Origin of the sequence: Brevundimonas sp. PWP3-1b1, assembly GCF_049896065.1 — a bacterium.
Taxonomy (GTDB): domain Bacteria; phylum Pseudomonadota; class Alphaproteobacteria; order Caulobacterales; family Caulobacteraceae; genus Brevundimonas; species Brevundimonas intermedia_B.
On record NZ_JAFCTO010000001.1, the window covers coordinates 2194909 to 2216866 of the forward strand.

General features: G+C 66.9%; 20 protein-coding genes. 7 read left to right on the top strand and 13 right to left on the bottom strand.

What is annotated here, in order from left to right:
* Positions 1-33: 33 nt before the first annotated feature.
* Both ACP69V_RS10785 and ACP69V_RS10790 read left to right on the top strand, forming a co-directional pair.
* On the top strand, positions 34-1572 hold the full coding sequence (locus ACP69V_RS10785; protein WP_426023820.1) for an MFS transporter: 1539 nt from the start codon (positions 34-36) through the stop codon (positions 1570-1572).
* Positions 1573-1580: 8 nt separating this feature from the next.
* Entirely contained in the window at positions 1581-3965 is a 2385-nt protein-coding gene (locus tag ACP69V_RS10790; RefSeq protein ID WP_426023821.1) for a glucan 1,4-alpha-glucosidase, read from the top strand.
* A 59-nt stretch (positions 3966-4024) separates the two neighbouring features.
* Here ACP69V_RS10790 and ACP69V_RS10795 read toward each other — a convergent pair whose 3' ends face one another.
* The 11 genes from ACP69V_RS10795 to ACP69V_RS10845 all read right to left on the bottom strand — a co-directional run bounded on the left by ACP69V_RS10795 (position 4025) and on the right by ACP69V_RS10845 (position 15758).
* The gene (locus ACP69V_RS10795) at positions 4025-4720 is read right to left on the bottom strand and encodes a TorF family putative porin (RefSeq protein WP_426023822.1); all 696 of its coding nucleotides are present in this window, start codon (positions 4718-4720) and stop codon (positions 4025-4027) included.
* A gap of 81 nt (positions 4721-4801) precedes the next feature.
* Complete coding sequence (locus ACP69V_RS10800) at positions 4802-6145, bottom strand: ammonium transporter (protein ID WP_426023823.1); 1344 nt, start codon at positions 6143-6145, stop codon at positions 4802-4804.
* A 236-nt stretch (positions 6146-6381) separates the two neighbouring features.
* Positions 6382-7488 (bottom strand): 3-isopropylmalate dehydrogenase, encoded by a 1107-nt coding sequence (gene leuB / locus ACP69V_RS10805; protein WP_426023824.1) that lies wholly within the window; start codon positions 7486-7488, stop codon positions 6382-6384.
* On the bottom strand, positions 7488-8072 hold the full coding sequence (leuD, locus tag ACP69V_RS10810; protein WP_426023825.1) for a 3-isopropylmalate dehydratase small subunit: 585 nt from the start codon (positions 8070-8072) through the stop codon (positions 7488-7490). The genes leuB and leuD overlap by 1 nt, the downstream gene beginning before the upstream one ends.
* Positions 8065-9534: a 3-isopropylmalate dehydratase large subunit gene (gene leuC, locus ACP69V_RS10815; RefSeq protein WP_426023826.1), complete on the bottom strand. Its 1470-nt coding sequence runs from the start codon at positions 9532-9534 to the stop codon at positions 8065-8067. Before leuC ends, leuD begins: the two co-directional genes overlap by 8 nt.
* The gene (locus ACP69V_RS10820; protein WP_426023827.1) at positions 9527-10762 is read right to left on the bottom strand and encodes a 2-isopropylmalate synthase; all 1236 of its coding nucleotides are present in this window, start codon (positions 10760-10762) and stop codon (positions 9527-9529) included. Before ACP69V_RS10820 ends, leuC begins: the two co-directional genes overlap by 8 nt.
* Complete coding sequence (locus tag ACP69V_RS10825; RefSeq protein WP_426023828.1) at positions 10762-11013, bottom strand: ACT domain-containing protein; 252 nt, start codon at positions 11011-11013, stop codon at positions 10762-10764. Before ACP69V_RS10825 ends, ACP69V_RS10820 begins: the two co-directional genes overlap by 1 nt.
* Before the next feature lies 1 nt (position 11014).
* Positions 11015-12727, bottom strand: a complete 1713-nt coding sequence (gene ilvG, locus ACP69V_RS10830; RefSeq protein ID WP_426023829.1) for an acetolactate synthase 2 catalytic subunit — start codon at positions 12725-12727, stop codon at positions 11015-11017.
* A 19-nt stretch (positions 12728-12746) separates the two neighbouring features.
* On the bottom strand, positions 12747-13760 hold the full coding sequence (gene ilvC / locus ACP69V_RS10835) for a ketol-acid reductoisomerase (protein WP_426023831.1): 1014 nt from the start codon (positions 13758-13760) through the stop codon (positions 12747-12749).
* A 3-nt stretch (positions 13761-13763) separates the two neighbouring features.
* A complete protein-coding gene (locus ACP69V_RS10840; protein WP_426023832.1) occupies positions 13764-15515 on the bottom strand; it encodes a dihydroxy-acid dehydratase in 1752 nt (583 codons plus the stop codon).
* A 90-nt stretch (positions 15516-15605) separates the two neighbouring features.
* The gene (locus tag ACP69V_RS10845; RefSeq protein ID WP_426023833.1) at positions 15606-15758 is read right to left on the bottom strand and encodes a hypothetical protein; all 153 of its coding nucleotides are present in this window, start codon (positions 15756-15758) and stop codon (positions 15606-15608) included.
* 256 nt (positions 15759-16014) lie between these two features.
* Between ACP69V_RS10845 and gap the strand changes: the two genes are divergently transcribed.
* The 3 genes from gap (at position 16015) to fba (ending at position 19613) form a co-directional block, all read left to right on the top strand.
* On the top strand, positions 16015-17022 hold the full coding sequence (gap, locus tag ACP69V_RS10850) for a type I glyceraldehyde-3-phosphate dehydrogenase (protein WP_426023834.1): 1008 nt from the start codon (positions 16015-16017) through the stop codon (positions 17020-17022).
* A 163-nt stretch (positions 17023-17185) separates the two neighbouring features.
* Positions 17186-18382: a phosphoglycerate kinase gene (locus tag ACP69V_RS10855; RefSeq protein WP_426023835.1), complete on the top strand. Its 1197-nt coding sequence runs from the start codon at positions 17186-17188 to the stop codon at positions 18380-18382.
* Between the two features lie 145 nt (positions 18383-18527).
* Positions 18528-19613, top strand: a complete 1086-nt coding sequence (gene fba, locus ACP69V_RS10860) for a class II fructose-bisphosphate aldolase (RefSeq protein WP_426023836.1) — start codon at positions 18528-18530, stop codon at positions 19611-19613.
* Between the two features lie 21 nt (positions 19614-19634).
* Here fba and ACP69V_RS10865 read toward each other — a convergent pair whose 3' ends face one another.
* Positions 19635-20270: a DUF2799 domain-containing protein gene (locus tag ACP69V_RS10865; RefSeq protein WP_426023838.1), complete on the bottom strand. Its 636-nt coding sequence runs from the start codon at positions 20268-20270 to the stop codon at positions 19635-19637.
* An 84-nt stretch (positions 20271-20354) separates the two neighbouring features.
* On the opposite strand from ACP69V_RS10865, the gene ACP69V_RS10870 reads away from it, so the two are divergent.
* Both ACP69V_RS10870 and ACP69V_RS10875 read left to right on the top strand, forming a co-directional pair.
* Complete coding sequence (locus ACP69V_RS10870; RefSeq protein WP_426023839.1) at positions 20355-21374, top strand: RluA family pseudouridine synthase; 1020 nt, start codon at positions 20355-20357, stop codon at positions 21372-21374.
* An 8-nt stretch (positions 21375-21382) separates the two neighbouring features.
* Positions 21383-21688, top strand: coding sequence for a GNAT family N-acetyltransferase (locus ACP69V_RS10875; protein ID WP_426023840.1), 306 nt, complete (start codon positions 21383-21385; stop codon positions 21686-21688).
* Here ACP69V_RS10875 and ACP69V_RS10880 read toward each other — a convergent pair.
* The gene (locus ACP69V_RS10880; protein ID WP_425982286.1) at positions 21685-21819 is read right to left on the bottom strand and encodes a hypothetical protein; all 135 of its coding nucleotides are present in this window, start codon (positions 21817-21819) and stop codon (positions 21685-21687) included. The two genes, ACP69V_RS10875 and ACP69V_RS10880, sit on opposite strands and share 4 nt — an antisense overlap.
* Positions 21820-21958: the final 139 nt, after the last annotated feature.

The window sequence follows — 21958 nt, forward strand, 5'->3', positions numbered from 1 at the left end:
GCCTAGGATGACGGCAATGAGGAGAGGCAAGGCATGAGCCTGCTCGCCCACCGCCCGCGCCTGTCAGGCCTGGCGATCTGGAACATGTGCGTCGGCTTCTTCGGCATCCAGATCGGCTTCGGCCTGCAGAACGCCAATACCAGCCGGATCTTCCAGACCCTGGGCGCCGAGGTGGATTCGCTGGCCATCCTGTGGATCGCCGCCCCGCTGACCGGCCTGTTGGTCCAGCCGATCATCGGCCATTTCAGCGACAAGACCTGGACCCGGTTCGGGCGTCGCCGCCCCTACTTCCTGGTCGGGGCCATACTGACCACCCTGGCCCTGATCGCCATGCCCAACAGCCCCAGCCTGTGGTTCGCCGCAGCCATGCTGTGGATCATGGACGCCTCGATCAACATCACCATGGAGCCGTTCCGCGCCTTCGTCGGCGACAATCTGCCGGAGGAGCAGCGCACCGCCGGCTATGCGATGCAGAGCTTCTTCATCGGCGCCGGCGCGGTCTTCGCCTCGACCCTGCCGTGGCTGCTGTCCAACGTCTTCAACATCGCCTCGACGGCCGAGGCCGGCGTCGTGCCCCTGTCGGTCAAGATCGCCTTCTATGTCGGCGCCGCTGGCCTGTTCGCAGCCGTCCTGTGGACCGTGCTGAGCACAAAGGAATACAGCCCCGAACAGATCGCCGCCTTCGAGCGCGCCAAGCAGGAAGCCCTGGGCGCCCCCGCCGACGACGGCCTCGAAGCGCCGGCCCGAAGCGTCCAAGGCTGGATGACCTCCGGCCTGGTCTGCGCCGTTCTGGGCGTGCTGGGCTTTGTCCTGATCGGCGCGCTGAACCTGGAAAAGGAGCTGCTGATCCTGGCCGGCTTCTTCGTCGGTTTCGGCCTGCTTCAGATCGCGGTCGGCATGATGCAGCGCCGCCGCATGGTCAACGCCGCGACCGAGATCCTGAACGACATCTTCCGCATGCCGCAGACGATGCGCGGCCTGGCGGTCGTTCAGTTCTTCAGTTGGTTCGCCCTATTCGCCATGTGGATCTACACCACCGCCGCCGTGACCCGCGTTCACTACGGCACGACCGACACGACCTCGGCCGCCTACGCCACGGGCGCGGACTGGGTCGGGGTGCTGTTCGGCGTCTATAACGGCGTGGCGGCCCTGGCGGCCTTCACCCTGCCGGTGCTGGCCAAGCGCATCGGCCGCAAGGCGACCCACGCCCTGATGCTGTTGCTGGGGGCGGCGGGCCTGTTCGGGGTCTTCGCCATACGCGAGCCAGGCCTGCTGTGGCTGCCGATGATCGGCGTCGGCTTCGCCTGGGCCTCGATCGTCTCCATGCCCTACGCCATCCTGTCGGCGGCGGTGCCGGACCGGAAGATGGGCGTCTATATGGGCGTCTTCAACATCTTCATCGTCGTGCCCCAGCTGCTGGCCGCCACCGTCCTGGGTCTGATCCTGAAGACCCTGTTCGACGGCCAGGCCATCTGGGCCCTGGTGCTCGGCGCCGTCTCCTTCGTGCTGGCTGCGGTCAGCGCGCTGTTCGTCCGCGAGTCCCGCTCGCTTCCCCCCACGCGCAATCCGTGAGGACCTCCATGCGTATGTCAAAGACCCTCTGCCTCGCCGGCGTCGCCGGCCTGGCCCTCGCCTCCGCCGCTTCCGCCCAGTCTGTGGCCCCTAATTCGGTTGCGCCGGGCGCACCGGGCGCTCCGCCCGTCTGGTCCAGCGCCGCCAAGACCGGCGCCGGCGCATCCTATGAAGCCTATGTCGATGGCCAATACCGCGACAGCGGCCCGACGGGCGCGGTGTCCAAGGTCTGGTTCTCCATCGCCGACGGCGTCCTGACCGAGACCATGTACGGCCTGATCCACGAAGCTCAGATCAAGGCCCTGCGCTTCGCCGTCGTCACGTCGGAAGGCCTCGCGCTGGAGGGTGACGACACCACGGCCAAGACCGAATATCTGCACGTGGACGCCGAGGGTCGCCCCCTGTCGCCGGCCTACAAGGTCACGACCCGCGACAAGGCCGGCCGGTTCGAGATCGAGAAGCGCATCTTCACCGACCCCGACCGCAACGCCTTGGTGCTGCGGGTCGTCATCACGGCCCTGAGCGGCGAGGCCACGCCCCATCTGCTGCTGGAGCCGCACATCGCCAACACCGGCGTCGAGGATCGCGGCGCCGTCACGGGCCAGGGCTTCCACGCTTGGGAAGGCGACACGCACCTGGTGCTGAAACCCAGCGAGGCCTTCGCCGCCGCCAGCGTCGGCTTCGTCGGCGCCTCCGACGGCCTGACGGATCTGAAGGACGGCAAGTTGGATTGGTTCTACGCCTCGACCGGCGAGACGGGCGGCAACACGATGATGACCGGCGCCCTGCCCACCATTCGTATGGGCCAAAGCCTCAGCCGCGACTTCGTCATCGGCTTCGGCGACAGCGAGGCGGCAGCCCAGGCGGCGGCGGACGGCGCCTTTGCAACGGGGCTGGACGAGGTGCTGGCCCGGTTCAACGGCGAGGGCGAGCGCGCCGGTTGGGAGGACTATGTCGCCTCCCTGACCGAACTGCCGCGCATCGCCCAACAGGCGACCGACGGCGGCAAGCTGGCCTATGCCTCGGCCCTGATGCTGAAGGTTCAGGAAGACCGCACCCACGCCGGCGCCCTGATCGCCTCCCTGTCCAACCCCTGGGGCGATACGGTGGACGCGTCCAAGTCCTCGACCGGCTACAAGGCTGTCTGGCCGCGCGACTTCTATCAGGTGGCCATGGCCCTGGCGGCCCTGGGCGACAAGGAGACGCCGCTGGCGGCCTTCAACTATCTGCCGCAGGTGCAGGTCGGCCCGAACACACCCGGCAACACCGGCGTCGGCGGCTGGTTCCTGCAGAAGACCCATGTGGACGGCGAGTTGGAATGGGTCGCGGTCCAGTTGGACCAGACGGCCATGCCGATCATGCTGGGCTATCGACTGTGGAAGATGGGCTGGCTGTCCGACGCCCAGATGACCGAACACTATCAGTCCATGGTGAAACCGGCCGCCGACTTCCTGGTGGACGGCGGCAAGATCGGCCTGTTGTGGAACGACTCCGAGGTCAAGCCGCCCTTCACCCAGCAGGAACGCTGGGAAGAGCAGCAGGGCTATTCGCCGTCCAGCACCGCCGCCGTGGTCGCCGGCCTGACGGTCGCGGCCGAAATGGCGCGCGCCTCCGGCGATGCGACGGGCGCCACGCGGTACCAGATCGCCGCCGACAGCTATGCGTCCAAGATCGAAGACCGGATGTTCACGACCAACGGCGACTTCGGCGACGGCCGCTACTACATCCGCATCACCCAGAACGAGAACCCGAACGACAAGGCCCCGATCGGCACAGCCAACGGCCAGATCGCTCCGGCCGAGGACCGGGTGGTCGACGGCGGGTTCCTGGAACTGGTCCGCTACGGCGTGCGCAAGGCCGACGATCCGCACATCCTGTCCACCCTGCCCGTCTATGACGATCAGTCGCTGGAGCCGCTATATCGCGTTCGCTACGACTTCGGTCCCGAGGGCGACAAGACGCCAGGCTGGCGCCGTTACGGCGTCGATGGCTATGGCGAGGATCATCTGACGGGCGCCAACTATGGCGTCGGCGGCGAGATGAGCCCCGGTCAGCGCGGCCGGGTCTGGCCCTTCTTCACCGGCGAGCGCGGTCACTATGAGCTGGCCCGCGTCAGCGTGAACGGCGCACCGTCGCCCGCCGACATCGCCGCCATCCGCCAGACCTATGTGCGCGGCATGGAGCGGTTCGCCAATGACGGCCTGATGCTGGCCGAACAGGTCTGGGACGGCGTGGGCGACCCGACGACCAAGGCCTACGCCCTGGGACAGAACACGGACTCGGCCACCCCCCTGGCCTGGACCCATGCCGAATATCTGAAGCTGCTGCGGTCCCTGGCTGACGGCAAGGTCTGGGACAGCTACGACCCCGTCCACGACCGTTACGCCCGCTGAATCAAAAAGGCCCCGGAGATCGCTCTCCGGGGCCTTTCTCTTTTAAGTCGGTCGCTGGATCAGAAGGCGAGCTTGATGGCCCCCACGATCCGGTCTTCGGCGCCCGGCACGCCATCGACGTCGGTGTCGTAGTAGCGGACGTCCAGACCCACCTTGTCGGTCAGGGCATAGCCCACGCCGGCGTTCCAGGTGGTGTAGTCGTCCGTCACGTTCAGCCATTGCTTGCCGACGGCGCCCGAGATCGTCCACTTGTCGGCCGGGCTGAAGGCGGCGTTGACCTCGGCATAGGTCGCCTCGTCGTCGATGCCGAAGAAGTCGGGCGAGTAATAGACGGCAGCGCCGAAGGTGGCGGGTCCGACGGCGCGCGACGCCGCAGCCTTGAACTCCGCATAATTGTAGTCCGCGCCGTCCGGCGCACCGGCGTACAGATAGCCGATCACGCCGAAATCGAGGGCGAAGCCGCCGGCCTCGGTGCGGTAGCCGCCGTACAGATCGACTTCCGCGTCGGTGTCGTCGCCGAAATCGACGTTTGAGGCCCAGGCGCCGCCATAGAAGTTGCCCGACGTCAGATCGACGCCGCCCTGAATGGCGGGATCCTCGCCGGTCTGGCTGAAGCCGCGGAACACATAGTCGCTGACGACGCCGACGTTCCAGGCGACATCGACGGTGCTCTGGGCCGAGGCTGGCGCGGCGAGGCCGATCAGACCCAAGGCGAGCGTTGCAGCAGCAGCCGCGCGGATGGTGATCTTGTTCATAGTCTATCCCCTTGTTGTGCTTGTTCTATTCGAGGTCGGGAAAGTCGGGCGCGGGGTTTGGGAGCCGCGCCCGATCTCAGCTCAGTGTTCCAGCGCTTCGCCGTGAAGCGAGGTGTCCAGACCGGCGGCTTCCTCCGCCTCGCTCACGCGCAGGCCCGTGGTGAACTTGCAGATGAACAGGATGATCAGGGTGCCGACGGCGCTGTAGACGATGGTCCACAGAAGCCCCAGCGCCTGGGCGCCGACATTGGCGCCTTCCGACAGGCTGTTGATCGCGGTCGTGGCGAACACGCCGGTCAGCAGGGCGCCGATCAGGCCGCCTGCGCCGTGGATGCCGAAGGCGTCCAGGCTGTCGTCATAACGCAGCAGCTTCTTGATCCACACCGACGAGGCGTAGCAGACCGGACCGGCGATCAGGCCGATGATGACCGCGCCCTTGGGATCGACGAAGCCGGCCGCCGGCGTGATGGCGACCAGACCTGCGACGACGCCCGACAGCATGCCGACCAGCGAGACCTTCTTCTTCTCGATATATTCGACGATCTTCCAGGTCAGGGCGCCCGCAGCGGCGGCCAGGATGGTGTTCAGCAGCGCCACGCCCATCAGGTCGTTGGCGGCGCCTGCCGAACCAGCGTTGAAACCGATCCAGCCCACCAGCAGCAGCGAGGCGCCGATCATGGTCAGGACGGGATTGTGCGCCAGGATCGGCTCGATGCCGTAACCCTTACGGCGACCCAGGAAGATGGCGCAGACAAGGCCCGCGACGCCCGAGTTGACGTGAACGACCGCGCCGCCCGCGAAGTCCAGCACGCCGGCCGAACCCAGGAAGCCGCCGCCCCAGACCCAGTGACAGATGGGCGCATAGACCAGCAGCGACCACAGGGCGGTGAACAGCAGCAAAGCCGAATATTTCATCCGCTCGGCGAAGGCGCCGGTCACCAGCGCAGGCGTGATGATGGCGAAGGTCATCTGGAAGGAGATGAACAGGAACTCGGGAATGCCCGGCAGCAGGGCGTTGGCGGTTTGCAGCGACACGCCGTTCAGGAACAGCATGTCCAGGCTGCCGATAAACGGCTGAAGCCCCGCATTGCCGTTGACGCCGAAGGCCAGGCTGTAACCGGCGATGAACCACACCAGCGACACCACGGCGAACACGCCGACGGACTGGGTGATGGTGGCGATGACGTTCTTCTTGCGCACCATGCCGCCGTAGAACAGCGCCAGACCGGGGAGGGTCATCAGCAGAACCAGGGCGGTGGATGTGCCCAGCCATGACGTGCCTGCGCTATCCAGTTCAAGCGCAGCCTGATGGCCCAGCAGGGCCGGCGCGGCGTCCTGCGCATTGGCCGCTCCGGCGGCCATGAGGCAGAGTGTTGGAAGAAGGAGCCCTGCGGCCCCCATAAGTCGGTTCGTTGTCCGCGACATGAGCTAGTACCCCCTATGCAATCTCGCAGTTGCGAAGGTTTTACTGCAATCGCGAAACACGCAAGGGGATTCACCGCCGCCGGTGCAACTTTCTTGCAACGGTCACACATTAAAAAGCATGAGGCGCATGAACCGTGCAGTTCATGCGCCTCTTAGATCAGTTTCGTGTCTTCACAGCCAAGGTTGTGAGGCAGGAAATTCACCGGTCGTTTGGGCCCATTTCCGCCCGACGCGCCTTAGGCCCAGTGCATCTGAACCCGATGCGCCGCCGCCCAGTGGATGGCGCGAATGGCATCGATGACGGCCTCGGTTGCCGCCCGAGTGCCCAACGCCCCACCCAGATCGGCGGTGACGGCGCCGGCCGCCAGCACGGCGGCGACGGCGGCCTCGATCGAATCGGCCTCGTCTTCCAGCTTCAGGCTGTGACGCAGCAGCAGGGCCGCCGACAGGATCGTCCCGACCGGGTTGGCCAGGTCCTGGCCGGCGATGTCCGGCGCCGAACCATGGATCGGCTCGAACAGGCCCGGACCGCCCGCGCCCAGCGACGCCGACGGCAGCAGGCCGATCGACCCGCCCAACACCGAAATCTCGTCCGACAGGATGTCGCCGAACATGTTCTCGGTCAGAATGACGTCGTATTCGCGCGGTTTGCGGATCAGGTGCATGGCCATGGAATCGACCAGGGCGTGCTCCAGCTCGATCTCGGGGAATTCCTCGGCGTGGATACGGGTCACGACCTCGCGCCACAGGCGGCTGGTCTCCATGACGTTGGCCTTGTCGACCGAGGTCACCTTGCCCCGTCGCTGGCGGGCTGTCTGGAAGGCGGCACGGGTGACGCGCTCGATCTCCGGCACCGTGTATTCGCACAGGTCGGTGGCGCGGTCGGCGGTGCGGGTCTTCTCGCCGAAATAGACGCCGCCGGTCAGTTCGCGGAAGACGATCAGATCGACGCCCTCGACGATCTCCTTCTTAAGCGGCGACCGATGCGCCAGCACCGGCGAAACCTGCAGCGGACGCAGGTTGGCGAACAGGCCCATGGCCTTGCGGATCGCCAGCAGGCCTTCTTCGGGCCGACGCTTGCCGCCGTCCCATTTGGGACCGCCGACGGCGCCCAGCAGCACGGCGTCGGAGGCGACGCAGGCGGCGCGCGTGGCCTCGGGCAAAGGCTCGCCCGTTTCGTCGATGGCGGCGCCGCCGATCAGGTGTTCGGAGAACTGGAAATCATGGCTGTAGAAGTCGCCGATGACGGCCAGAACGTCGCGCGCGGCCCGCGTCACTTCTGGTCCGACGCCGTCGCCGGGCAGCAGGACGATGTTGTAGGTCTTGGGGGCGGCGTGTGTCATTAGACGGTCTCTCTCGATCGCTCGTGGGCTTCGATCTCGGGCATGTTTGCTTGCAGCCAGCCCAGGGTGTCCACCCCGTCCAGCAGGCATTGGCGGGCGAAGGATTCGACCCCGAACGGCACGGGTTCGGCATTGCCGCGCTGGATCTGACTGGCTTGAAGGTCGATCGTGACCGGCTGATCCGGCTGCGACGCCAGATCGTCCCACACGGCCTGGCTGACGACGATGGGCAGCAGGCCGTTTTTCAGCGCATTCGATGTAAAAATGTCAGCGATCTCGGTCGAGATCACGGCCCGGAACCCATAGTCGTACAGGGCCCAGGGCGCATGTTCGCGCGACGAACCGCAGGCGAAGTTCTTGCCCGCCAGCAGGATGCGATGCTGGCTGGGGTCGATCCGGTTCAGGATCGCCTCGGGCTTTTCCGAACCATCCGCCTCGTAACGCCAGTCATGGAAGGCCGCCTTGCCCAACCCCTCGCGCGTGGTCGTGGTCAGGAAGCGTGCCGGAATGATTTGGTCGGTGTCGATATTGGCCTGGCTGAGCGTGACTGTCTTCGACGTGAGGACCTGGAAGGGCTCAGACATTTTGCGCTCCTACCGTCTCGCGCGCGGCGCTCGACTGCTTGAGGGCGGCGACCTCGTTCAGGAAGACGCGCGGATCGGTCAGCACGCCGGCCACGGCAGTCGCGGCCGCCGTCGCGGGGCTGGCCAGTATGGTGCGGGCGTCCTTGCCCTGGCGCCCTTCGAAATTGCGGTTGGAGGTCGAGACCGCCAGTTGCCCCGGCGAGACGAAATCACCGTTCATGGCGATACACATCGAACAGCCGGGTATCCGCCACTCGGCCCCGGCAGAGATGAAGACCTCGTGCAGGCCTTCCGCCTCGGCGTCGCGCCGCACGGCTTCCGAGCCCGGCACCACCAGCATCCGCAGGCCCGGCTTGACCTTGCGGCCGCGCAACACTTCGGCGGCGGCGCGCAGGTCGGGCAGACGGCCGTTGGTGCAGGAGCCGATGAAGACCACGTCCACCGACTGGCTGGTCGTCGCCTCTCCGGCGGTGAAACCCATATAGGCGATAGCCTTGCGGTCAGAATCCGACTGCGGCTGCGGCACCGGCGAACCGACGGGTGCGCCGGCGTCGGGGGTCGTGCCCCAAGTGGCCATCGGCTGGATGGCCGCGCCGTCGATGGCCACTTCCTTGTCGAAGACCGCGCCCGGATCGCTGGACAGTTTCAGCCATTCGGCCGTCGCCGCCTCATAGTCGGCGGGGACGTGTTTCCTGCCGCGCAGCCAGTCGATGGTGGTCTGGTCCGGAGCGATCATGCCCGCGCGGGCGCCGGCCTCGATGGACATGTTGCACAGGGTCATACGCCCTTCCATGTCCAGCGACCGCACCGCCTCGCCGGCGTATTCGATGACATAGCCGGTGCCGCCGCCGAAGCCGATGGCGGCGATGACGGCCAAGGCGACATCCTTGCCCGAGACGCCGGGCTGCAGTTGTCCGTCCACCGTCACCCGCATGGCCTTGGCCTTGCGCTGCAGCAGGCATTGGGTCGCCAGCACATGGCCGACCTCGGACGTGCCGATGCCGAAGGCCAAAGCCCCGAACGCGCCATGTGTGGCGGTGTGGCTGTCGCCGCAGACCACGGTCATCCCCGGCTGGGTCAGGCCCAGTTCTGGCCCCATCACATGGACCACGCCGCGGTCGTCGGAGTCCCAACCCGCCAGCGGCACCCCATGCGCGGCGCAGTTCTTCTCCAGCCGATGCACCTGGGCTTCGGCCTGGGCGGTGACATAGGGTTTCAGCCCGTTCAGCCCCGCCGGCAGGGTCGGGGTCGAATGGTCCAGAGTGGCGTAGGTCCGGTCGGGGCGGCGCACCTTCAGGCCGCGCGCCTCGATCTCGCTGAAGGCCTGGGGGCTGGTGACTTCGTGGACCAGGTGCAGGTCGATATACAGCACGCCCGGCGTATCGGCCGTTTCCGACCGCACGACGTGGGCGTTCCAGACCTTGTCGAACAGGGTCCGGGGGTTCGGCCCGATCTCACGCATACTGAGCCACCGCCACGCCGTCGACACGGTCGATGATGGCGATCAGTTCGGCGTCGCTGATCTCGCCGATCTGATCCGCGCGCTGCTTGAATCCGACGACCACGGCCGCCAGGCGTTCGCCCTCGATGGGCCGGCCGATGGTCTCGGCGCGCTTGGCGATGGCGTGACGGCCGGAGTGTTTGCCCAGCACGAACCAGCTGCCTTCGAACCCGACGTCCTGGGGCCGCATGATCTCATAGGTGCGGCTGTCGGCCAGCATGCCGTGCTGGTGGATGCCGGCCTCGTGGGCGAAGGCGTTGATGCCGACCACCGACTTGTTGCGGGCGATGACCGTCTCGGTGATCTCGCACAGGATCTTGGAAGCGCGGACCAGGTGGCGGCTGTCGGCGCCGGTGGTGACGCCGTAACGATCCTCGCGGACCTTCAGGGCCATGATGACCTCTTCGATCGAGGCGTTGCCGGCGCGTTCGCCGATGCCGTTGATCGCGCCCTCGACTTGACGCGCGCCGCCTTCGATGGCGGCCAGGGAGCTGGCGACCGCCATGCCCAGGTCGTCGTGGCAGTGGGCCGAGAAGATCACACGCGGATGGCGCTTGTGGATCCGCGCCGCCAGGGCGCGGAAAGTCTCGCGCACCTCTTCCGGGGTCGCATAGCCGACGGTGTCGGGCACGTTCAGGGTCCGGGCGCCCGCGTCCGCGGCGGCCTCCATCACATCGGCCAGGAACTCCGGCTCGGTGCGGAAGGCGTCCTCGGCCGAGAACTCGACATCATCGAACAGGGTGCGGGCGTATTCGACCGAGCGGACGGCCGTCGACAGCACCTCGTTGGTGGACATCTTCAGCTTGGCGGTGCGGTGGATCGGGCTGGTGCCGATGAAGACGTGGCAGCGGCGATGCGACTTGGGCGCCGGAGCCAAGGCGCGGAAGCTGGCGTCGATGTCCTTTTCGTTCGAGCGCGACAGGGAGCAGAAGACCGGCCCCTCGATCTCGCCCGCCACGCGGCGGATGCAGTCCTCATCACCCGGCGAAGCGGCGGCGAAGCCGGCCTCGATAACGTCGACGCCCAGGTCCTTCAGGACCTGGGCCATCTTCAGCTTGGCCTGAGCGCTCATGGAGAAGCCCGGAGCCTGTTCGCCGTCCCGCATCGTCGTGTCGAACACGATGACGCGGTTGGGATCGGCTGCGATCTGTTCGGTGCGCGATACTCGCACCTCTTCGGGGGTAATCATTACGCGGCCTCGGATTGAATAATGTCGTTGCCGATGCGGCGCACGCCGAACAGGCGGTCGATCTGGCGGCCCAGATTGTCCATGCAGCGTCCGGCGTCGCGGCCTCGCACGGTCATGGCGATGTGACGGAAGGCTCCTTCATCGGCCATGTTGATGCCGTCGATGTGGAAGCCGCGGCGCTCCACCAGGCCGATGAGACGCTGAAGCGAACCGTCCGCACGGTCGATCTGGATGTGGATCGTGTTGCTCATCTCAGGAGCCCTCCATCATTTCAGCATTGCTCTTGCCCGGCGGAACCAGCGGCCAGACATTGTCTCGGGAATCGATGACCACATGGGCCAGGCAGGGACCTTCGGCGGCCAGCAGACGCTGGATGCCATCGGACACCTGATCGCGACGATCGATACGGAAGGCCTCGATGCCAAAGGCCTCGGCCACCTTCACGAAGTCCGGATTGTCGGACAGGTCGATCTCGGAATAGTTCTCGGCGAAGAACAGCTCCTGCCACTGGCGCACCAGCCCCAGCGAAGAATTGTCGATCAGCACGATTTTCAGCGGGATGCCGTAACGCTTCAGCGTCGCCAGCTCCTGGATGTTCATCATGAAGCCGCCGTCGCCGGCGATGGTGACGACCGTCGCCGACGGATCGGCCAGCTTGGCGCCGATGCCGGCGGGCAGGCCAAAGCCCATGGCGCCCAGGCCGCCCGAGGTGATATGGGCCTCGGGCCGCGAGAAGCGGCAGTGCATGGCGGCCCACATCTGATGCTGGCCCACGTCGCAGGCGGCGACGAAATCGTCACCCGCCGCTTCCGAAACGGCCTTCAGCAGGGCCGGGGCATAGACCCCCTCGCCCGGCGCGTCATAGCGATAGGCATGGGTCGCGGCGGCCTGGGCGCACTCGACAACCCACGGCTGGATGTCCAGGGCCGGGCCGCCGTCCATCCGCGCCGTCAGGGCCTCGACCCCGTCCTTCAGCTCGCCGACGACGGCGACATTGGCCGCCCGCAGCTTGCCGACTTCAGAGGCGTCGATATCGAAATGGACGATTCGGGCGTTGGGCGCGAACTCGGCCAGCTTTCCCGTGGCGCGGTCGTCGAACCGGGCGCCGACGACGATCAGCAGATCGCTGTCCTGCACCGCATGATTGGCGGCGCGCGTCCCGTGCATGCCCAGCATGCCCAGCATGCCCGTCGCGTCGGTCGGGATGGTGCCCAGGGCGTTCAGGGTCGAGACCTGGGGAATGCCGGTCGCCTCGACGAAGGCGCGCAGGGCCTCGGTCGCGCGACCGATCTTCACTCCGCCGCCGATATAGACCAGCGGCTTCTTCGCGGCCCGGATCGCGGCCTCGGCGGCGGCGATGGCGTCGTGGTCGATGCGCGGCGTCTCGTTGGGAATGTGGAAGCCGTAGTCGTCGCTGGTCGTGGCGAACTGCACGTCCTTGGGCAGATCGACCAGGACCGGCCCGGGGCGGCCCGAGGCGGCGATGTGGAAGGCCTCCTCGATGGCGGCCGGAACATCTGCGGCGGACCGGACCAGGATCGAATGTTTCACGATGGGCAGGGTGACGCCCAGGATGTCGATCTCCTGGAAGGCGTCGGTGCCCATCAGACCCTGGGCGACATTGCCGGTGATGCAGACGATGGGCACCGAATCCATCAGCGCATTGGCGATGCCGGTGATCAGATTGGTGGCGCCGGGGCCGGAGGTGGCGATGCAGACCCCGACCTTGCCGCTCTTGCGCGCATAGGCGTCGGCGGCGAAGGCCGCGCCCTGCTCGTGGCGGACCAGGATGTGCTTCAGCTTGGACCCGGCCAGGGCGTCATAGACCGGCATGATGGCGCCGCCCGGATAACCGAACACCACCTCCACGCCCAGCCGCTCCAGGGTGGAGACCAGCAGGCGCGCCCCCGATTGAGGGGCGGCCTCGGCTGAGGATTTGAAGGCGGCGGCGGTCATCAGGGTCATCCGGTCTTTCGCTCGCGGCTCAGGCCGCTTCGGACTTGGGCGTGTTCAGCCAGGCCATCCGCTCGCGCAGACGGGCGCCGACCTGTTCGATCTGGCTTTCGCGGTCCGCCTTCAGCCAGGCTTCGTACTGCGGCTTGCCGGCCTCGTTCTCGGCGATCCAGTTGCGCGCGAAGGTTCCGTCCTGGATCTCGTCCAGGATGGTTTTCATGCGGGCCTTGGTCTCTTCGTTGACGACGCGCGGGCCGCTGGCGACGGCGCCGTACTTGGCCGTCTCAGAGATGAAGTGGTGCATCTTGGAGATGCCGCCTTCGTAGAACAGGTCAACGATCAGCTTCAGCTCGTGCAGGCATTCGAAATAGGCGATCTCGGGCTGGTAACCGGCCTCGACCAGGGTGTTGAAGCCCTGCATGACCAGCTCCTTGGCGCCGCCGCACAGAACGGCCTGTTCGCCGAACAGATCGGTCTCGGTCTCTTCGCGGAAGGTAGTTTCCAGCAGGCCGCCGGTCGCGCCGCCGTTGCCCTTGGCGTAACCCATGGCCCGGTCGCGGGCCTTGCCGGTCACGTCCTTCTCGATGGCGAACAGGCTTGGCACGCCGCGTCCGCGCTGGAACTCGCGACGGACCAGATCGCCCGGTCCCTTGGGCGCCACCAGGATCACGTCCATGTCGGCGCGCGGGGTGATCCGCTCATAGATGATCGAGAAGCCGTGGGCGAACAGCAGGGCCGAACCTTCCTTGGCGTTCGGCTCGATGATGTCGCGATAGACCTCGCCCTGGACCATGTCGGGGGTCAGGATGGCGATGATGTCGGCGCCCTTGACGGCCTCGGCCGGTTCGGCGGTCGGGACACCGTCGGCGGTGGCGTGTTTCCAGCCCGTCCCGCCATGACGGACGCCGGCGACCACGTCATGACCGCTGTCCTTCAGGTTTTGGGCGTGGGCGCGACCCTGCGAGCCATAGCCGATGATGGCGATGCGCTGGCCGGCGATGGCGCCCGGCTTGATGTCTTCGTTGGTGTAGATGGTGATGGCCATGGTTCAGGCGTCCTGAGCAGCAGTTGTCTTGTGAGACGCCGGGACTTGAGCCGGCGGCGGGTTGGGAATGGTGACCGCGCCTTGGGCCGCCGAGGCGACCGAGGCGCGGTATTTGGCGAAGACACCTCGCGCCGGGCGGACTACGTGGGGCGTAAAGCCCGCCCGGCGCGTCGCCAGGTCGACGTTGACGTCGATCCGGCGGTTGGTGACGTCGATGGTGATGCGGTCACCATCGCGAATGAGAGCGATCGGGCCGCCGACGGCAGCCTCCGGCGAAACGTGGCCGGCGACGAAGCCGTAGCTGGCGCCCGAGAACCGGCCGTCGGTCAGCAGGGCGACATTGTCGATCTTGCGGCCCTTCAGGGCGGCGGTGACCTGCAACATCTCGCGCATGCCGGGCCCGCCCTTGGGCCCTTCGTAGCGGATGATGATGACGTCGCCTTCGCCGACCGAACCGTCCTGAACGGCGTGGAAGGCGTCTTCCTCGCTGTCGAACACGCAGGCCGGACCTTCGAACGTATCGACCTTGTGCCCGGTCAGCTTGATGACCGCGCCCTCCGGGGCGACGTCGCCATAGATGACGGCGTAGCTGCCGCGCGCCATGACCGGCGCGTCAAAGCTGGTCACCACCACCTGGCCGGGGGTTTCCTCGGCGTCGCCCGCCTCGGCGAACAGGCTGCGGCCGCTGACGGTCGGGGTGTTCACGATCTTGCCGGCCTCGGCCATCCGTTGCGTGACCAAGCGGGTGCCGCCGGCGGCGAACAGGTGCGAGGCCAGGAAGCGGCCGCCCGGCTTCAGGTCGCAGATGACCGGCGCCTCGACGCAAGCCTGGTGACAGTCCTCGGCGCCGAAATCGACGCCGGCCTCGGCCGCGATGGCCGTCAGGTGCATGACCGCGTTGGTCGATCCGCCCGAGGCCGAAACCGCAACGGCGGCGTTCTTCAGGCTGGCGCGGGTGATGTATTTGCGGGCGGTGTCGCCGGCGAAGACCCGTTCGACGATCAGTCGGCCGCAGCGCAGCCCTTCCGCCGCCTTGTTCGGATCGACGGCCGGCACGTCATTGGCGCCCATGGGCGAGATGCCCATGACGGACAGGGCCATGGCCATGGTGTTGGCCGTGAACTGACCGCCGCAGGCGCCAGCGCCGGGGCAGACGGCCTGTTCGACCGCCTTCAAGCCCGCGTCGTCCAGCGCGCCCGCCGAATGGGCGCCGATGGCCTCGAACACCTCCTGGACCGAGACCTCCTTGGTTCCCCCAGGACCGGGCATGACGCCGGGCATGATCGTGCCGCCGTAATAGACCAGGCCCGGGATATCCATCCGCGCCAAGGCCATGGCCGCCGCCGGGATCGTCTTGTCGCAGCCGACGATGCAGACCACGCCGTCCAGCTGATGGCCCTCGATGGCCAGTTCGATGCTGTCGGCGACGACCTCGCGGCTGATCAGCGAGGCCTTCATGCCCGCCGTGCCCATCGAGATGCCGTCGGTGACGACGATGGTGTTGAAATCAACCGGATAGCCGCCCGCCGCGACGATGCCCGCCCGCACATCCTTGGCCAGGCGGTCCAGGTGCATGTTGCACGGGGTGACGGTCGACCAGGTGTTGACGATGCCGATCATCGGCTTGTCGAAGTCGGCGTCCTGCATGCCGGCGGCGCGCAGATATGAGCGAGCCGCGGCCCGGCTCGGGCCAGCCGTCACCGCCGCACTGCGGGCGTTGGGCTTTTTGGGCTCTGAGGTAGAATCTTGCGTCATCGGTCCAGTTCTTTTTGAACCGCCGCGCACTAAAAACCCCGCTTCCTTTCGGAGGCGGGGTGGTGCGAGGCGATCCTGAGGGCGTTTAGGTCAGGTCGCGTGCATCCACGCCGCTTGCGTAAGCAGGCCGAGAAGTACGAGGAGAATGAGGAATACGGGGCTTTCCAGGCCGACAGGCGCACGAACGGCCGCTACCGCCTGGGCAGTGCGTCCCTTCATCATGTCGCGCGTCATCGTGGCCACGGGTGGCTCCCTGTTCTGACGCCAAGAAACCATAGCCGCCGGACAGGCACAACCCCTGTCGCAAAAATTTTGCGCATTAGGGCGAATACCGCCGCCGTAAGGGTGTTTCTTACCCAGGGCCGCCAGAGCCGCCTCTCGAAGCGTAACCGTCCATCACATCACGTTACGCGCGTGGGGTTGAAACCCGTCCGCGACCGCTCCATTGAGACGCGCACCCTATAATAACGCTCGTCATACCGATCACAGGAGCTTCCTCATGACCGTTCGCGTCGCCATCAATGGTTTCGGCCGCATTGGCCGCCTTGTCCTGCGCTCGATCATCGAACACGGCCGCACGGACATCGAAGTCGTGGCGATCAACGATTTGGGTCCGGTCGAGACCAACGCCCACCTGTTCCGCTACGATTCGGTTCACGGCCGCTTCCCCGGCACGGTGACCTCGGGCGAAGACTGGATCGACGTCGGCACGGGCAAGATCAAGGTCACGGCCGAGCGCGACCCTGCCAACCTGCCGCACGCCGAACTGAAGGTCGACATCGCCTTCGAATGCACCGGCATCTTCACCTCCAAGGACAAGGCCAGCGCCCACCTCAAGGCCGGCGCCAAGCGTGTCCTGGTCTCGGCCCCCGCCGACGGCGCCGACAAGACCATTGTCTACAAGGTCAACCATGAGGTCCTGACCGCCGACGACATCATCGTCTCCAACGGCTCGTGCACCACCAACGCCCTGGCGCCCGTCGCCAAGGTGCTGAACGACCTGTTCGGCATCGAGCGCGGCTATATGACCACCATCCACTCCTACACCGGCGACCAGCCGACGCTGGATACGATGCACAAGGATCTGTACCGGGCCCGGGCCGCCGCCCTGTCGATGATCCCGACATCGACCGGCGCCGCCAAGGCCCTGGGCCTGGTCCTGCCGGAACTGAAGGGCAAGCTGGACGGCTCTTCGATCCGTGTCCCGACCCCGAACGTCTCGGTCGTGGATCTGAAGGTCGTCTCCAGCCGCGACGTGACGGTCGAAGAGATCAACGCCGCGCTTCAGGCCGCCGCCGACGGCCCGATGAAGGGCGTCCTGTTCACGACGACCGAGCCGCTGGTCTCCAGCGACCTGAACCACATCGCCGCCTCCTCCACCGCCGCCCTGCCTCAGACCCAGGTCGTCGATGGCAAGCTGGCCCGCGTCCTCAGCTGGTATGACAACGAATGGGGCTTCGCGACCCGCATGGCCGACACGGCCCTGGTGATGGCGAAGTTCCTCTAAGCCGACAACGTCTCCTCCCCACAGCGTGGGGAGGAGACCACGAATTGGTGGAGGGGCTCTCTCCGCCGCACCGAATTCGGGGCCAGAGCCCCTCCGTCACGGCGCAAACGCGCCGCGCCACCTCCCCATCGCTTCGCGACATGGAGGAGACAGGGAAACGACCATGACCTTCCGCACCCTCGACGACGCTCACGATCTCGCCGGCAAAACGGCCCTGGTTCGCGTGGACTTCAACGTCCCGATGGAGAACGGCAAGGTCACGGACGACACCCGGCTGCGCGTCGCCCTGCCGACGATCCAGCGCCTTCGCGACGCCGGCGCCAAGGTCGCGCTGCTGGCCCACTTCGACCGCCCCAAGGGTCAGCGCGTCCCGTCGATGAGCCTGAAGCCGGTCGTCCTGCCGCTGGAAAACCTGCTCGGCGCCCCCGTCCGCTTCGCCGACGACTGCATCGGCCCGGACGCCGTGGACGCCATCCGCGACCTGGACGCCGGCGGCGTGGTCCTGCTGGAAAACGTCCGCTTCCACGCGGCGGAAGAGGCCAATGATCCGGTCTTCGCCCAGAAGCTGGCGGACCTGGGCGACCTCTATGTCAACGACGCCTTCTCGGCCGCCCACCGCGCCCACGCCTCGACCGAAGGCATCGCCCACCACCTGCCCGCCTATGCCGGCGAATCCATGCGCCGCGAACTCGATGCGCTCGACGCCGCCCTGGGCAATCCGCAGAAGCCGGTGCTGGGCATCGTCGGCGGGGCCAAGGTCTCGACCAAGCTGGACCTGCTGAAGAACCTGGTCGGCAAGCTGGACCGGCTGGCCATCGGCGGCGGCATGGCCAACACCTTCCTGTTCGCCCAGGGCATCGACATCGGCGGCTCGCTGGCCGAACGCGACATGGCCGACACCGCGCGCGAGATCATGACCGAGGCCGAGGCGCAGGGCTGCACACTGCTGCTGCCCGTCGATTTCGTGGTGGCGACCGAGGTCAAGCCCGGCGCCGCATCCCGCCCCGTCGTCGCCGGCGCCGCCCTGTCGGCCGACGACAAGATTCTCGACGCCGGTCCGGCTACGGTCGCGCGACTGCTGGAGGCCCTGACCGCCTCAAAGACCCTGATCTGGAACGGCCCCCTGGGCGTGTTCGAGGTGCCGCCCTTCGACGCCGCCACCGTGACCGTGGCCCGTCATGCGGCGGCCCTGGCCAAGGCTGGAGTGCTGGTCGCCGTCGGCGGCGGCGGCGACACGGTCTCTGCCCTGAACCACGCGGGTGTGTCAGACGACATGACCTTCGTCTCCACGGCCGGCGGCGCCTTCCTGGAATGGATGGAGGGCAAGCCCCTGCCCGGCGTCGAGGCCCTGCGCGTCTGATTGACGGCGATGCAGGCGGACCACGCCTGCGTCCTGACCTTCTGAATTCACGCTGAAACGGCTGCAACGCGGCGTGACTTCGCCACGCCTCGCAGCTAGTCTCTCGCCCAATCAAAAAAGACTATTCGGCTCAGGAGACTATCCCATGGCGCGCATCACGCTGCGACAGCTGCTCGACCACGCGGCAGAGAACGACTACGGCCTGCCCGCCTACAACATCAACAATATGGAACAGGGTCTGGCGATCATGGAGGCGGCCCACGAGGTCAATGCTCCCGTGATCATCCAAGCGAGCCGAGGCGCCCGGAACTACGCCAACGACATCGTCCTGGCCAAGCTGATCGACGCCCTGGCCGAGCTCTATCCGCACATCCCGGTCTGCATGCACCAGGACCACGGCAACGGCCCCGCCACCTGCGCCACTGCCATCCAGTACGGCTTCACCTCGGTGATGATGGACGGTTCGCTGGAAGAAGACGCCAAGACTCCCGCTTCCTACGACTACAACGTCGATGTCACCCGCCGCGTCACCGAAATGGCCCACGCCTGCGGCGTCTCGGTTGAGGGTGAACTGGGCGTGCTGGGATCGCTGGAGACCGGCATGGGCGAGGCCGAAGACGGCCATGGCTTCGAGGGCAAGCTCGACCACTCGCAACTGCTGACCGACCCGGACCAGGCCGTCGATTTCGTCGCCGCCACCAAGGTCGACGCCCTGGCCATCGCCATGGGCACCAGCCACGGCGCCTACAAATTCTCGCGTCAGCCGGACGGTGAAGTCCTGGCCATGAACGTGATCGAGGAAATCCACCGCCGCCTGCCCAACACCCACCTGGTGATGCACGGCTCATCCTCGGTGCCGCAGGATCTGCAGGACATCATCAACCAGTACGGCGGCGAAATGCCCCAGACCTGGGGCGTGCCGGTCGAGGAAATCCAGCGCGGCATCAAGCACGGCGTGCGCAAGGTCAACATCGACACCGACAACCGCATGGCCATCACCGGCGCTATTCGTAAAGCGTTGATGGAAAAGCCGGGCGAGTTCGACCCCCGCTCCTATCTGAAGCCCGCCAAGGAGGCGATGAAGAAGCTCTGCATGGAGCGCTATCAGCAGTTCGGCTGCGAAGGCCAGGCGTCCACGATCCGCCCGCTCTCCACCGCCCATATGGCCAAACGCTACGCCTCGGGCGACCTGGATCCGTCCTTCCGCGGCGCCTCCGTCAAGGCCGCCTAATCGGGGCCGCCTGAGCCACGTCTAGACCGGGTAGCGGCCGCTCAGTTCGCGCCGCACCCGGCGAACGTCCCATTCGGCCTGGTCCAGCGCGTCGCGCGCGTCTCGGGCGTTTCGCCGCGCATCGCGGATTTCGCCCCGGACGTCTTGGATGCGGTCGCGGATCCGATCCCGCTGCTCGTCCGTCAGCCCCTCGCCCCGCAGTTCGTTCTGCTTGGCCTCCAGCTTGTCCTCGCGATTCTCGATCCGGGCCTCGGCGCTGCTCAGTGCGCCTTGCGCCGCCTCGAACGCGTCCTCGACCTCATGCAGCCTCAACCCGTCCTGATAGGCGGGCACGAACGCCTGCTCCTCCTCCGGCCGACAAACGCCGTAATAGGTGTTGCCGGCGCGGCCCTCGGCCCATCCTCGCTCTAAGGTGCAGTAGGTCCGCAACCCGTCCTCGCGCGCCGAACCATAGGCCGCTGGATTGGGCGCGACCTGATATTTGGCGCAGGCCTTGGCGTGATCGTCCAGCCGCGTCATCGGATAGCCGGATGTTCCGTCGGCATAGCCCTTCTCGCCCCAGGCGCCGGCCAGGCATTGGTCCTTGCTCATGGTCGTGCAACTGCCCAGCAGCGCCGCCACGGCGACCACGCCCCCGGCGATCATCAACCGCGTCATCGGATGCCCTCTTGCGCCCCCAAGCTTGACTATCGCCCCACGTTCGCCCCTCGCGCAAGCGGCCGCTCGTGCTAGGGAGGCCCCGTGTCCAGCCCTGACCTGATCGACGACGACGACCTGTCCCCCGCCTCCGCCCCTGCCGAGGTGCTGGAGGCGCGCATCCACGCGTCCGGCGTTCGGCTGGACAAGGCCCTGGCCGAGGCCTTCCCAACCCTGTCGCGCGCCCGGCTGCAGGCCCTACTGGCCGAAGGCGCCGTCACCCGCGACGGCGCGGTCCTGACCGGCGGTTCGGCCAAGGCCCAGCCCGGCCTGTACGTCGTCGCCCTGCCGCCCGTCGCGCCCGCCACGCCCCAGCCGCAGGCCATCCCCCTGACTGTCCTCTATGAGGACGCCGACTTGATCGTCATCGACAAGCCTGCGGGCATGGCCGCCCATCCCGCGCCCGGCACGCCCGACGGCACCCTGGTCAACGCCCTTCTGGCCCACTGCGGCGACAGCCTGTCGGGCATCGGCGGCGTGGCTCGCCCCGGCATCGTCCACCGGCTGGACAAGGACACCTCCGGCGTCATGGTCGCCGCCAAGACCGACCGCGCCCACCAGGGCCTGTCGGCCCTGTTCGCAACTCACGACATCGAACGCACCTACATCGCCCTGACGCGCGGCGCCCCCTCGCCGTCCAGGGCACGGATCTTAACCCGCATCGGCCGCTCCAGCGGCGACCGCAAGAAGATGGCCGTGCTCAAGGCCGGCGGCCGCGAGGCGATCACCGACTATGTCGTCCAGACGACCTTCGGCGAACCGGCCAAGTCGGGGGGCGCCCCAATGGCCGCCCGCGTTGCCTGCACTCTGCACACCGGCCGCACCCACCAGATCCGCGTTCACCTGTCGTCGAAGGGCTCGCCCATCCTGGGCGACGCGACCTATGGCTCGGGCAGCCCCGCCATTCCCGTCCGCGCCGCCATCGCCGAGGCCGGCCTGGCGCGTCAGGCGCTTCACGCCGCCGTCCTGGGCTTCGTCCATCCCGTCACCGGCGAACAGATGCGCTTCGAAACCGCGCCCCCGACTGATATGTTGCGCCTCGAAGCCCTGCTGTCCGGACTCTGAGACCCGCCATGCTCGATCCCGAAATCCACGACAATGCCGAGCTGAAACGCTACGAACTGCCGGTCGATGGTGAACTGGCGATCGTCACCTACAACCTCTCGCCGCCCAATCTGATGATCACAGAAACCTTGGTCCCGGAGCGGCTTGAGGGCCAGGGGATCGCCAGTCGCTTGGCCAAACATGTGCTGGCCGACGCCAAGGCCCGCGACCTGCTGATCCTGCCGGTCTGCCCTTTCTTTTCTGCCTATATTCAGAAACACCCCGAACACGCCGAGGCGGTTCACCCGACCTATCGCAGCATCCTGGGAATCTAGGATCCGGCGCCGAACACCCCGGCCATGGCCATCACGAACAGGCCCACGATCGCGATGGCCGACACGCCCGCGGCGACCGCCCCCACTGCGAGGACGACAATCAAGACCTGTTCGCGCACGCTCTTTTTCATTGTCGCGTTTTAGACTCCCGGCTTGCCTCTCGTCCAATGCGCACGTCTTGAATAGCAACCGACAAAGTTCTATATGGTCCTCTGATCGGCGCGAGTGGTGCCAGGGCCACGGTCACGCTTTCGTGTGACCATCCGCCTC